Here is a 14,117-nt window from a genome sequence, read left to right on the forward strand (position 1 = left end):
AAAAAGCATACAAGTTAAATTAATTACTGAGCATAGGAATATACAAACAACTCTTTAAGTGACATTGGTCACAGTTGGAGAAATCCTATGAGAGAAGCCTCCCGCAGCACTGTAAATTAGCATTTCATACAGCAGTCAAAATGATCTAGATCATATAAGTTCAACCCCGAATAGCGTCTAGTACACACCACAGAATGTCGTAACAGTGATTATTAGTAGTGAATACTGCTGATTTATCCACCATAAGTTCTGATATCGAAGCACCAATAAGATTCCTATAAAAAATAAGACAGACCACTTTATGTAGAGGCAAGCATGACAATACTCCAACTCCTCGCCAGCTTGACGCCAGTGCTCAGTGTAATGATCTTTCTTGTATTACTGAGAATGCCCGCGTCAAAAGCTATGCCCATTTCCATGGTAGTTACGGCCATCGCCGCCGTATTTATTTGGCAAATGGATACCACTCTATTGGCCGCATCCGTTCTTGAAGGACTGCTGTCAGCGATCACGCCATTAACCATCATCTTCGGTGCGGTATTCCTACTTAATACTCTGAAATATTCAGGTGCAATGGATACTATCCGAGCAGGCTTCACTAACATCAGTGCCGATGCCCGTGTACAGGTGATTATTATTTGTTGGTTATTCGGCGCCTTTATCGAAGGTAGTGCTGGCTTTGGTACGCCAGCCGCCATTGGCGCGCCACTGCTGGTATTACTGGGAGTACCTCCTGTCGCCGCCGCCGTAGTCGCCTTAATTGCCGACTCAGCCTGCGTATCATTTGGGGCAATTGGTTTACCCGTGCTCTTTGGGATGGAACAGGGGCTTATCCAAGGTGGTGTAAGTATGGCTGCTGAGCAGTTTGCTGCCCATGGTGGAACCTATGCAGGTTATGCTCGATATATCGTAATGCATATGATCACTATCGACTTAATCACAGGTTCATTAATTCCACTGGTTATGGTGACGATGCTGACCGGGTTCTTTGGCCGCAATAAATCCTTTAAAGAAGGCTTAGCCATTTGGAAATTTGCGATTTTCGCAGGTCTTGCCTTTACTGTCCCCGCCTGGATTATTAACTACCTTGCAGGCCCTGAATTCCCATCGGTTATTGGTGCATTAATCGGTATGGCACTGGTGATCCCTGTTGCGCGTAAGGGCTACCTACTGCCTAAAACACCTTGGAATGATTTCGCAGAGAATGACAACCAAGAAGGTGTGAAGATCGAAGCGAAAGCCCAGTTTTCACAAATTGCCGCCTGGACACCTTATATCATCATGGCTGCGCTGTTAGTGTTATCTCGTACAGTCACGCCACTGAAAGCTTGGTTATCGAGTTTCAACATTAGCTGGACAGGCCTTATGGGTACTGAGCTTAAAGCGAGCTTTGCAACCTTATACGCCCCTGGCGCCTTCTTCGTCGCAGTGTGTATTATCGGTTTCTTCCTGTTCAAAATGAAAAGTCCTGCGATTAAGCAATCCATCGGTGTTTCATGCAAATCAATGTTACCGACGATTATTTCATTAGGTGCTTCAGTACCTATGGTGAAAATCTTCTTAAACTCAGGTGCTAATGGTGCTGGACTAGCCTCTATGCCAGTGGCCTTAGCCGATATGTTGGGCCATTCAATGGGCGCGGTATGGGCATGGATGGCGCCTATCGTGGGGATTTTTGGTGCCTTCCTGTCAGGTTCAGCGACGTTCTCAAACATGATGTTCTCAAGCCTGCAATACAGTGTGGCTGATAATGTTGGCATGAACCATACACTGATATTGGCACTGCAAGGTATCGGTGCAAACGCCGGTAACATGATGTGCGTAATGAACGTGGTTGCCGCAGCAACTGTAGTAGGAATGGCGGGTAGAGAGTCGGAAATTATTCGTAAAACCATGCCTGTTGCCCTTGGCTACGCCTTACTTGCAGGCACTATCGCAACACTTTGGGGTGGCTTCTAATCCATCTTGTTCGAAGTCACGCCGAGTGACTTCGACTTTCTTCTATAAGATAAAGAGAGTGATGTTATGTCGATTAACTACAAAGAGGTCATCAGTGATCTCAGAACACAATTAGGTGATCGTCCGGTGACGGATGATCCCGTCCGTCGTTTTGCTTGGTCTACCGATGCCAGCTACTTCAGAATCGTGCCCGAAGTTGTTGTCCATGCCGAGACCTTAGAACAGGTAAAACTCACCTTAGCCGTTGCCCGCAAGCATAATGCGCCCGTCACATTTAGAGCAGCAGGCACCAGTTTATCTGGCCAAGCGATTGGTGAAGGGATACTACTTATCCTTGGCCATGATGGTTTTAGAAAGATTGAAGTCAGTAGCGATGCAAAACAAATTACCTTAGGTGCCGCCGTTATTGGTTCAGACGCGAATGCTGTGCTAGCGCCACTGAATCGCAAAATCGGCCCCGATCCAGCGACGATTGCTTCGGCAAAAATTGGCGGAATTGTAGCTAACAACGCTTCAGGCATGTGCTGTGGTACTGCTCAAAACAGTTACCAAACCATCGCATCGGCAAAACTGTTGTTTGCCGATGGCACTGAACTCGATACTGGCTGTGAAAAATCTAAGGCTGAGTTTGCTAAGACCCACGGAAAATTACTGCAAGATCTGAGCGAGCTCTCCCATCTGACACGCCATAACACCGTATTGGCCGAGCGCATTCGTAAAAAGTATTCCATCAAAAATACCACTGGCTACGGTATTAACTCCTTAATCGATTTTACCGACCCATTTGACATCATTAACCACTTAATGGTCGGGATGGAAGGTACGTTAGCTTTCATTAACGAAGTCACTTACCACACTGTAAATGAAGCTAAATTTAAAGCCTCAGCCATGGCTGTATTCCATAATATGGAAGATGCTGCACGCGCCATTCCGCTGATTAATGGTGAAAGTGTTTCTGCGGCCGAACTCCTTGACTGGCCATCCATTAAAGCGGTAACAGGCAAGCCAGGCATGCCAGATTGGTTGTCGGAACTGCCTGCGTTATCGGCGATTCTATTGATTGAATCCCGTGCGGATGATGCTCAAACGCTCGAACGCTATACCCAAGATGTCAGTACCAAACTGGCTGGTTTTGACTTCATCCGTCCGATGGAATTCAGTACCAATCCCGCGGTTTACGACAAGTACTGGGCGATGCGTAAAGGGCTTTTCCCCATTGTCGGTGGCGAGCGTCCAAAAGGAACCTCAGTTATCATCGAAGACGTGGCCTTTGAGCTTGAACATCTAGCCGCAGCAGCTCACGATATCACTGAGCTTTTCCATAAACATGGTTACCCTGAAGGCTGTATTTATGGCCACGCGCTGGCAGGTAACTTCCACTTCATTATTACTCCGACCTTCTCCACTCAAGCCGATATCGACCGCTTCCATGCCTTTATGGACGATATTGCCGATATGGTGATTAACAAGTACAACGGCTCCATGAAAGCTGAGCATGGCACTGGCCGCGCTGTGGCACCGTTTGTTGAAAAAGAATGGGGACAAGATGCTTACACTTTGATGAAGAGCATCAAACAACTATTTGATCCTCAGGGTATTCTAAACCCAGGCGTTATTCTTAACGATGATGCGAACGTCCACGTTAAAAATATTAAGCCCTGCCCTGTTGTCGATGATTTTGTTGATAGATGTATCGAATGTGGCTTCTGCGAAAAAACCTGCCCAACATCAGCACTTAACTTCTCGCCACGTCAGCGGATCGCGACTCTGCGTGAAATCGAGCGCTTAGAGCAGTCCGGTGATAAAGCTGCGGCCGCTAAAATGCGCGCCGATGCAAAATACGATGTGATTGATACCTGCGCCGCCTGTCAGCTTTGTACTATCGCCTGTCCAGTCGATAACAGCATGGGTCAGTTAGTCCGTAAACTACGTACACCTTATATCAGCACCACAGAGCAAAAAGTATTGGATTTCCAAGCCAAGCATTTTGGCGCGGTAAACCAAGTGATCAGTACGGGCTTTGATGTACTTGGGGTTATCCATAAAATCACCGGCGATGGCATTACTAATGCGCTGATGAAAACGGGTCGGCTGATTTCTAAAGAAGTGCCTTACTGGAATCCTGACTTCCCCAAAGGCGGCAAACTGCCTAAACCGTCACCCGCCAAAGCAGGCCAAGAAACCGTGGTTTACTTCCCCGCCTGTGGTGGCCGCACCTTTGGTCCAACGCCGAAAGATCCGGATAACCGCACCTTGCCAGAGGTGGTTGTAACCCTACTAGAGCGCGCGGGCTATAACGTTGTCACGCCAGAAAAGACCCGCGATTTATGTTGCGGCCAAATGTGGGAATCAAAGGGCGACTTTAAAAACGCCGACGCCAAACGCCAAGAGCTTATCGATGTGCTTAGCAAGATGAGCAATGGCGGCAAGATCCCAGTGTTAGTCGATGCCTTATCTTGTACTTATCGCACCCTCACGGGTAACCCAAAGGTACAAATAACGGATCTAGTTGAGTTTATGCATGACAAGCTGCTGGACAAGCTGACCATCAACAAAAAGGTCAATGTTGCTTTACACTTAGGTTGTAGTGCTCGCAAGATGAAGTTAGAGCCTAAGATGCAAGCCATTGCCAATGCTTGCTCGGCGCAAGTGCTCAAACCCGCGGGTATTGAATGTTGTGGATACGCCGGTGAAAAAGGTTTATATAAGCCAGAAATCAACGCCAGCGCCCTGCGCAATATTAAGAAGTTAATCCCAGTTGAGGTTAAAGAAGGCTATTACGCCAACCGTATGTGCGAGGTCGGTTTGACCCAACACAGTGGTATTTCCTACCGCCACTTAGCGTATCTGCTCGAAGAGTGCAGTCGCTAACACACTGACCAAACGGGGCTAAAGATAGCCCCGTTTTTCTTTAGAAGAAAACTATTCTCATTTATCGACAACTCCGCAAAGTTAACGAAATAAATCTTAAAATAAAAACCCAATTAACCATTTAAAATCATATTGTTAAAAACTTCTCATTTTTGCAAAAATCTAGTAGATCATTTACTAAATTAGGGCTACTTATTTACTTTAGATAAGCCTATATTGGATCAACTACCTTAGCATTTGTGTGGACTTTGGGGCCACAATGCAAGGCAATGTCGTTCACTAACAAGAAAGAGAAAGCACAATGAAAATCGCCCTTTTCATCCCGTGTCTCGTTAACCAAATGATGCCGGATGTGGCCATTGCCACTCTGGAATTACTGGAAAAACTCGGACACCAAGTGATTCTACCCGCAGGCCAAACTTGCTGTGGCCAACCGATGACTAACTCGGGTTGCTTTGATGCAGCACGCAGTACCACCTTGAAATTACTCAATGCTTTCAAAGGTGTAGAATGCGATGCCATTGTTTGTCCTGCCGCTTCTTGTTTAGTGGCCGCCAAAGAAAATTTCCACGAGTTTGATAGCAGCCCAGAAGCTCAAGCCGTTATCGACAAACTCTATGAACTGACCGAGTTCCTCCACGATATCGCCCCCATTCCCGCCTTCAACAAACCTTTTGCCCATAAGATCAGCCTGCAACTAAGCTGTCACGGCATTCGTATGCTGAGCCTTGCCACGCCAAGCGAGCAAATGGGCCCGCGATTCAACAAAGTTGAAGCCGTGCTTGCCAATATCGCTGGTATCGACATTGTCTATCCAGACCGTCGCGATGAATGCTGTGGCTTTGGTGGTACTTTTGCCGTCGATGAAGGAGCCGTATCCGCCAAGATGGGTAAAGACAAAGCCCAAGCCCACGCGGCAACAGGCGCGCAATATGTGGTTGGCTTCGATCCCTCTTGCCTCTTGCACCTCGATGGCATGATCCGCAGACAACAATTGCCGATTGAAATTCGCCACATAGCGCAAGTGCTTAACGCCGCGCTCTAGGAGACCCACTATGGCATATCAACATAATCACGGGGCCACGGGTTCACAGGTTCACGCTCATAAAGCCGATATTTTCTGCCGCGATGAAACCCGAGTTGACTGGCACTCTAAAGCCCTTTGGGTGCTGCGCGAAAAACGCGATCGCGCCGCTGGCAGCTTACCCGAATGGGAGCAACTGCGTCAGTTAGGTTCTGAAATCAAACTGCATACCTTAACCAACCTTGCACAATACCTTGAAACCTTTGAGCAAAACTGTCTTGCCAACGGCATCAAAGTGCATTGGGCCAAAGATGGCGCCGAGCACAACCGTATCGTGCACGAGATCTTAGCTAGCCATAAAGTGAAGAAGTTAGTTAAGTCCAAATCAATGCTCACCGAGGAATGTCATCTCAACCCTTACTTAGAGCAGCGTGGAATTGAAGTCATCGACACCGACTTAGGTGAGCGCATTATTCAGCTCGCGAAAATGCCGCCTTCGCACATTGTGGTGCCCGCTATCCACATGAAAAAAGAAGAAGTCGGTGATCTCTTCCATGAGAAACTCGGCACTAAAGCGGGGGCAGCCGATCCCTTGTATTTAACCCGTGCCGCCCGCGCGCATTTGCGTGAAAAATTCCTCAGCGCCGATGCCGCCATGACAGGGGTAAACATGGCGATTGCCGATAAGGGCGCCGTGGTCGTTTGTACCAACGAAGGTAACGCCGATATGGGCGCTAACCTACCCAAGTTGCAGTTGCATTCAATGGGGATCGACAAAATTGTCCCCGATATCGACAGCGCCGCCGTGTTACTACGCACCCTCGCACGCAACGCAACTGGCCAACCCGTCACTACTTATAGCGCCTTCTACCGTGGACCACAGGTCGATGGAGAGATGCATGTGATCATCGTCGATAACGGCCGTACCGAGATGATGAAGGATAAAATCCTTGCAGAATCATTGAAATGTATTCGTTGCGGCGGTTGTTTAAATACTTGTCCTGTGTATCGCCGCTCTGGTGGTTACAGCTACAACTACACCATTCCCGGCCCGATTGGGATTGCGGTGGGTGCCAAGCATGACGATACCAACTCCATCGCTTGGGCTTGTACTCTGTGTGGTAGCTGTACCTATGTCTGCCCGACCAAGGTGCCGCTCGATAAGATTATTCACCACCACAGACGCCTTAAGGCCAAAGCCGGACAACTCCCCTACGGCAAAAACGGCTATATGCCATTAGTGGGTAAATTTATGGCAAGCACTACTCTGCTCAATTGCTCAATGGGCGCGGCCCGAACTGCACTGCGCATTCTGCCCGGTAGTCTGCTCAAGCCCTTTAGCGGTGCCTGGGGTAAATACCGTGAACTGCCAGTCGCCCCCAACTCCAGCTTCGAAGCTTGGTTTAAGAAACACAGGAGCCTATAAGATGTCTAGTAAGCACGAAATTCTCAATGCGCTCAAACTGTCGGCTTTAACAAACCATCCTATGCCAAGCATCGATGTCGCCCCAAGGGTTGAAGATCTGGTTGGCCAGTTTGAAACCAATCTGAAAACCGTTGCGGGTACACTTCACCGTGAAGGCGGCCTCGCGGCACTGCAAGCCAAAGTGGATGAGCTTGTCGCCCAAGGCTTACAGGTTATCTCCCTCGTTGAGGGCATCACAGCAAACCGTGATGTGCCACCAACGGCTCACGAGCTCAGGGATATCGATTATGCGGTGATCCCTGGGGATATTGGTGTTGCCGAAAATGGTGCCATTTGGGTAAACAATAAGAACTTAGGCCACAGAGTAACGCCTTTTATCTGTGAAAACCTGATCTTAGCCCTGCCAGCCAATAAGATTGTGCCAAACATGCATCAAGCGGCAAAAGAAATCACGCTAGCCTCAGGTGAGTTTGGGGTGTTTATCGCCGGTCCCTCAAAAACCGCCGATATCGAACAAGCCCTCGTCGTCGGTGCTCACGGCGCCTGCAGCTCGAACGTGTACTTGCTGTAATGCCTCAAGATTTAATGTAACCAAGAAACGCAAAGGTTACGGGACAATCGAAACATGAAAGCCGACCTTTATTGGCGGCTTTCTTATTTAAAATTTAGCATAACAATATTTTAAACATTTGATTTATAAGAGTTATCAACCTACAGATACAGGCTTGCCATGGCATTCGCCGCCGACTCGGTGAATAGAGAAATCTAGGATTTCTAAGCTTATGAACGAGAGCCATGGTCGTTCTCACGTATCCCTGCATTGCACGACATTTAGGCGTCCTGCCTATAAGATGGCGAACGGGCTGTTAAACACGGATGTAGTGCAAGTCAATCAGTGGATGCAAGGCCGCGCCGTTCTGCTCTTTGATGAGCGCCGCAGCCTAAAGCAATAGCTTGTACTAGTGATAAGTAAAGGATCTTTATCAAGTCGCTTTAACCAGATGCGATAGCGCAATACTGAGGATACCTTACGAGTATCCTCGACGCGGCTGGTCGTATTATCGACTATATCTATTAGGCATTTATAGTAAAGGTGAGTAAATGAACGAGGTATTACTACAAATAAAGGCGCTCACCAATAGTGATCCTTTGTTGACGGCAGTCATTGTTGGAGTATTAACATTTACGTTAATTGGATTCGTAGGCTACATGCTAAAAGATGTCCCCGCGAAACTGTTAAGTTGGCTCAGTAGCCTGCTATTTGTGCGGCTCACTATAGACGATAGCCATCAGGCACGCACAGAGATATTCAATAAGCTGTCCTTTTTGATCAGTAATACTACCATTCCGTTTTTTTCACGTTCTATCTCTGAGGCTGTTTACTTTGACTATGGTGTGAATTACGACGGGCGTGTCAGTGTTAAGTCTATCGGCTATGGTATGCATCTGTTTAAATACGGTGGTTGTTTTATGTTGGCAACTCGTACTAAGGTCGATAGTTCGATGGCATACGATTCTATTACTGTAAGAGCACCATGGTGGGCAAAAGATAAACTATATCGTTTTTTAGAAGATACTCGTGGAGACATCTCTAATGAGCCGAAAGTGAATATTTTCGAAGAAACCGAATGGTGTCGCTACGGTACATTGAAATCATCGGGTTTTAGTGACTTAGTGCTAGATGAAGGGTTTAAGCAGGACTTGATGAGGGAAGTTGATAACTTCGCAAGTCGGGGAAAATCGGTTGTCAGTAAGCTAACCATACTGTTACATGGAAAAACGGGTACAGGTAAGACGGGTATAGCGAGAGCCTTAGCGGTTGAGTATCATCGCGATCTATACATATTGAATCTATCGACTGTCAATGATGCCACTATTCATAAAGCAATTAGAAAGGTAGCGCCCGGAGCGATGTTGTTAATAGAGGACTGTGACTGTGTAAAGGCCACGGTATCACGTACTGCTGAAAGCAATGTAGATAACCCACCACTCACTTTAGGTGGCGTTCTAAACGCCTTAGACGGAATCGTCCCTCTTGATGATTGCCTTGTCATAATGACCACAAATCATCTTGATAATCTTGACCCAGCGTTAATACGTAAAGGTCGTGTAGATGTCAGTATGGAAGTACCACTTATCAGTGCAAAGCAAGTTAATGAGGACTACTTTGAGCGTTTTGGCGCAGTGCTGAATAGAACTGAGCCATTGTTAGGTTGTGAAGTCTATGAACTCCATCGCAGAGCGAAGTTAAGATATGGTAGTGTCCATAATTCTGTGTGATTTCAGTAAAAATCTGACTATCCATTTTAGATCAACAACATAAGCACTTTTGGTTTGTCTACAACTTGTACGAGCTAAAGCTGAGACATGAAATTGAGCTAACTCATTAAAATATTGGTGTATTTAAGACATATTAACCCACCCAATAAAACCAATGAGCAGTAATTGGTTTGGTTAAGCAAGGTTACAGTGAGTTGCAGGACATGACATCCCATTTTAGAGATTGGCCAGTCAATAATTGATTTTTTACTTTTTATAAGGGAACAACCAAGTGTTGTTGGGCGTTTTTATATTTGGGTTAACTAACCGCAATGCATCGTATAGTTCGCTTCGCTTATATGGATAGTTAGGGCTCAATAAAACTGATGAACCATTATTCATTTTCACTAAAATAAGGCTAGCGTTTGATCCTATATCTGTGCTGTGCTCAATTTCAATAATGTCTTGCGGATTGACACTGAACGTCCATTCTTTAAAAGTAGGGTGAAATGAGCTGAACTCGGAGTTTGTCAGCTTGATATAAAATTTAGCAGGATGAGTAAGCAACCATGCTGTTAGCGATAACAGAGCAAGCTCAGAAACCACAACAATATATTTTACGTAAAATAAAAATTCGTTATAAAAAGGATCACTTTTTGGAATGAATATCAAAATAAGCCAAAGGATAACGGGCAAAAAAAGCATATTAAAAGCGAGCATTTTGGCTTGTTGTTTTCTGTTTCTTTCATAATAAAAAAATGTGCGTTTAATATTCATATAATTAACGCCTAGATTCAGATCGAAAAGCACCGTAGTTGGTTGACGTTATCACCCGCACCTTCTGCTGGCGATAAAATGTGATTATCACAAATCTGAGCATTCATCAAAAACCCGTATAATTGGGATTGTCTGAAACTCCATCTCAACGACTCCATCACTGAGATAATCAAACAACTGGCGATTTTAAATCAACAACATAATGTACTTTCGGTTTGCCTACAACACGCTCAGATTAAAATGGTTTATTAAACGATCGGTTGGGTAAATTGCGTATATAAAAAATGGCAGAGAACAATTGTTTCTCCGCCATTTTGATGAAAAAGCTCAATCGATGTTTCTACAACAACCTGCTACATAAAGGCTTTCGTAAAGGCTTCCTTCGACTGGCGAATATAATTGCGTGCACTTTGAGCATGTTGTTCCCATACCGCCCTATCGCTTGGATCGGTAAAGGGATTTTGCTCGGCGGCAATCGAGCGCTCAAAGCGGTCATAGAAGGTTAACATCGCTGAAGTAATTTGATTAAAACGTTCTTTAAACTCCTGAAACTCATCCATTTTTTCAGTCGTTTTAATCATGTACTGTACCAGTTCAGCATTACTATTAGAGGCAAGTAAGGCTTCGGCTTTGGCACTGATATTGGCATTCACTTCAGCCATGATTTGCGCCCGAGTCTGCTCATCTTTACTCATCACCTTACTGTAATTTTCGGGCGTACGGGCAATGCTGGCGTGTTGCAGATAGCTACGCAGATGTTTGTCTAAATCCTTGCGGAAATTATCTAAGTTCTTCTGCATACTGACTAAATCATTATCGAGTGCGGTCACCTGTTGCAACTCTTTTTCGATTTCAGACATAAAGCGCTCGGCCTGTTGATAAATCTTAAGGCCGTTTTCCTCGGCAAACTTTTTATCACTGCGACTTAAGTCGCTGTTGTCATAGTTTGAGCGGTCAAAGGTGGCCGCAAGGAAGGATTTAAAAGGTTCAGCAAAGGCTGAGTAGGCGCCAGCACTCACTACATTTAAGGTGGCGGTTGCTAAGTCACCAAAGGGCTTGACCATAGAGCCTAAACGCGCCTGTTGAATCGGCGACGCAATCCGCTTAGCGTCAGTTAACACCGACCTAAAGGTGTTATAACCCAAAGGGTTAGACATTTTATTGCGCTCAGAGGTCGCCAGTACAAAGGTGATACTGGAATAAATCGCATTCGAATACTCAAGGTATTGTCTTTGGCTTTCGAGCTGGGCGGCGTAGTTTTTCCCCAGCGTTCTAAAGGATTCGGCCTGAACCTCGTAGTTTTTGTCTTCTTTAAGTTTATCTAAAATGCCGCCGATAATTTTTTGCTCGTTTTTTTGCAGGGCAATATCTAAGCGAATTTTATCGAGGGTTAAATCATCCAAACTGATAGGGCCATTAATCGCTTCAATATCGAGGCGAACATATTGACGACTCGGATCGTCAATCGACACCCGATGGGCTAAATATTCATTTGTGCCAGGAGTAACATCGATAAGCGCCACATGCTGCCACTGGGCATCCAGTTTTAATACTGGCGATGTGAGCACATTAATCCGATATTGGGTTTGGATATTTTGAGTTTTTACCCAAAACTCTAATAGACCCGCTTCCGATACAGGGTATTTACTGACAATACTGCTATTGCCTTCTGCACATAACAACGCACTCTCGCCACTATGGGGCTCAGCACCCTCAAATTGGCACCCCATGATCCAAGACCAAGGTTGTGATAAGCGGTTACCCTCAAAATCGCTAGCAAACACTAACTCATTATCCTTGGCGCTGGCGTTAACACTGGTTAACACGCCAAACAACAGCATAGAGATGACTGCAGCGGTGCGCATAAGAGCCTCTTAAAACTTAAATAACAAACGAAAAGCCAGACAAAGTGGCCCAGAATTTATCCTATCCACCTGCATTACTGTCAGTCGGTAACGGTATTTTATCGACAACACTCATACTACAGACTGAGCTCATTTTAAGCAGGGTTTAAACCAGCGAAATGTATCAGAGCCCATGCCGACACGCCAGTATTAAGTCGGTTTCAAGACTAAGATAATAACTAAACAAAAATTAGGCTTTAATCTTAAGCCGCTGCATGGCAATGAACATCCAAATGACCAATAGCGTGCTACAGGTCGCGAGCGATATCCACACACCGATCACGCCAAAAGCCCAAGCAAAACAGTAGATAATCGCAGCAATCAGTATGAGTTTTGCGCCAGTTAGAATCGATGCTTGTTTCGAACAATTAATCGCTTGGAAGAAGCTCGCCCCCACTAAAATGAGGCCTTCCATCGGCAAGCCCCAGAAATACCATCGCATGCCTTCAATCGCGACGGGCGTAAGGCTTGGGTTATCACCGGCAAACAGGTACACCAACCATTCAGGGCGGGAATAAATCAACAGTAAGCCAAGTGCGGCGGTGAGTAAGGTCATGCCAAAGGCAATATTGCGTGCCTGTTTAACCCTATCGAAGCGCCCTGCTCCCGCATTAAAGCTATAAATCGGCTGAGTACCGAGGGCAATCCCCTCAAAAATCAGGTAGAAAAACGCTTCGGTATAACTGACCACCCCGTATGCTGCCACATGCAAAGGGCCACCAACCCATAAAAATGCGGTGTTATGCAGAGTCAATACAATCGACAGATACAGATTCATTAAAAAGCTTGGCAAACCAACACGGGCGATGTTGATGCAGTTATCAAGCTTAAGCTTCATCTGCTCTAGGTTGATTTTGAGCTGAGTGCACGCCCCAAAAAAATGCTGCAGGCAGAGCAAGCCAGTCACAGCCTGCGACAACATGGTGGCAATCGCCGCCCCTGCTAAACCGAAGGGAAACACCACAATAAACAGCCAATCTAAAAAGGTGTTCAGCACGCCACCTAAGATCAGCACAAAGGTCACCATGGAGGGGCGACCATCGTTACGCAGCAAGGTGGTAAATGTCATTGAGATAATAGGGAAATGACATAAGGCAAAATACCAAAACAGGTATTCATTAGCATTTTCGAGTATTTCTCCCTCAGCGCCGAGGGCGATTAAAATATCTCGCGAAAAAATCCCGCCGATTAAGGCAAAAAATGCCCCTGCCAGTAAACACAAGCTAAAGGCGTTGCCGAGCAATTTACGCGCCTTGGCGACATTGCCTTGCCCCAAGTTAATCGAGACTAACGCGGCGCTGCCCATGCCAATCATGGCACCGACGGCGTAGAGAATCGCGCCCACGGGATAAGCCAGCATCATGCCAGCAAGCCCGGTTTCACCGAGATAATGTCCGACGAAGATACCATCAATGGTGACATATACCCCAGTCACCAGCATGGAGGCGATTGTTGGAATGGTATAGCGCCAGAAAAGCTTCGAAATCGGCTCTTGCAGCAGGCGTTGATCCGTTGCGCTATGGGAAACAGCAGTCATAACCAAATCTCACAAAAATAAAGGCAGGGTGCGCACTCAGATTGTTCTAGCGGTATTCACTTAGATAAATAGAATGATGAACAAAAATGCGGCAATGGATTGTACCTAAATTTTACTTTAATACCAAACCCGATTAGCAGGATAAATTTATAACAAAAACTAATCTACACAATATCTTACTGATGGCACACTTTTACCAACCCATCACGACAAATAAAACACTACTCAATAACAGATGTGGCGAAACTCATCATTTTTCACTACTTTATTGGTATTTACCCCTTAATTAGGTAAAGTGTAGGTTTATATTGCCCGAAATGAGTTAATTATCGAGGCATTATTTGTCTCTGCAATTTAGCT

The 14,117-nt window shown here is 45.8% G+C and carries 10 protein-coding genes; 7 read left to right on the forward strand and 3 right to left on the reverse strand.

The features are described 5' to 3' along the window. Positions 1–315: 315 nt before the first annotated feature. From MMG82_RS15340 to MMG82_RS15370, 7 genes are all read left to right on the forward strand, one after another. Entirely contained in the window at positions 316–1,959 is a 1,644-nt protein-coding gene (locus MMG82_RS15340) for an L-lactate permease (RefSeq protein WP_047535865.1), read from the forward strand. Positions 1,960–2,025: 66 nt separating this feature from the next. Then, on the forward strand, positions 2,026–4,830 hold the full coding sequence (locus tag MMG82_RS15345) for an FAD-binding and (Fe-S)-binding domain-containing protein (protein WP_047535868.1): 2,805 nt from the start codon (positions 2,026–2,028) through the stop codon (positions 4,828–4,830). A gap of 301 nt (positions 4,831–5,131) precedes the next feature. Then, on the forward strand, positions 5,132–5,875 hold the full coding sequence (locus MMG82_RS15350) for a (Fe-S)-binding protein (protein ID WP_037416062.1): 744 nt from the start codon (positions 5,132–5,134) through the stop codon (positions 5,873–5,875). 10 nt (positions 5,876–5,885) lie between these two features. After that, the gene (locus MMG82_RS15355; protein WP_047535871.1) at positions 5,886–7,280 is read left to right on the forward strand and encodes a lactate utilization protein B; all 1,395 of its coding nucleotides are present in this window, start codon (positions 5,886–5,888) and stop codon (positions 7,278–7,280) included. Position 7,281: 1 nt separating this feature from the next. After that, positions 7,282–7,851, forward strand: coding sequence for an LUD domain-containing protein (locus MMG82_RS15360; protein ID WP_037425853.1), 570 nt, complete (start codon positions 7,282–7,284; stop codon positions 7,849–7,851). Positions 7,852–8,062: 211 nt separating this feature from the next. Beyond that, positions 8,063–8,233, forward strand: coding sequence for a hypothetical protein (locus tag MMG82_RS15365; RefSeq protein ID WP_169547028.1), 171 nt, complete (start codon positions 8,063–8,065; stop codon positions 8,231–8,233). Between the two features lie 148 nt (positions 8,234–8,381). Beyond that, positions 8,382–9,560, forward strand: coding sequence for an AAA family ATPase (locus MMG82_RS15370; protein WP_047535874.1), 1,179 nt, complete (start codon positions 8,382–8,384; stop codon positions 9,558–9,560). A gap of 246 nt (positions 9,561–9,806) precedes the next feature. Here MMG82_RS15370 and MMG82_RS15375 read toward each other — a convergent pair whose 3' ends face one another. From MMG82_RS15375 to MMG82_RS15385, 3 genes are all read right to left on the reverse strand, one after another. Next, positions 9,807–10,316, reverse strand: a complete 510-nt coding sequence (locus tag MMG82_RS15375; RefSeq protein ID WP_047535877.1) for a hypothetical protein — start codon at positions 10,314–10,316, stop codon at positions 9,807–9,809. A 353-nt stretch (positions 10,317–10,669) separates the two neighbouring features. Then, positions 10,670–12,181, reverse strand: coding sequence for a hypothetical protein (locus MMG82_RS15380; protein WP_037416051.1), 1,512 nt, complete (start codon positions 12,179–12,181; stop codon positions 10,670–10,672). Between the two features lie 229 nt (positions 12,182–12,410). After that, a complete protein-coding gene (locus tag MMG82_RS15385; RefSeq protein WP_047535881.1) occupies positions 12,411–13,757 on the reverse strand; it encodes an MATE family efflux transporter in 1,347 nt (448 codons plus the stop codon). Positions 13,758–14,117: the final 360 nt, after the last annotated feature.

Origin of the sequence: Shewanella sp. MM_2022_3, from assembly GCF_022557375.1 — a bacterium.
GTDB lineage: Bacteria > Pseudomonadota > Gammaproteobacteria > Enterobacterales > Shewanellaceae > Shewanella > Shewanella xiamenensis.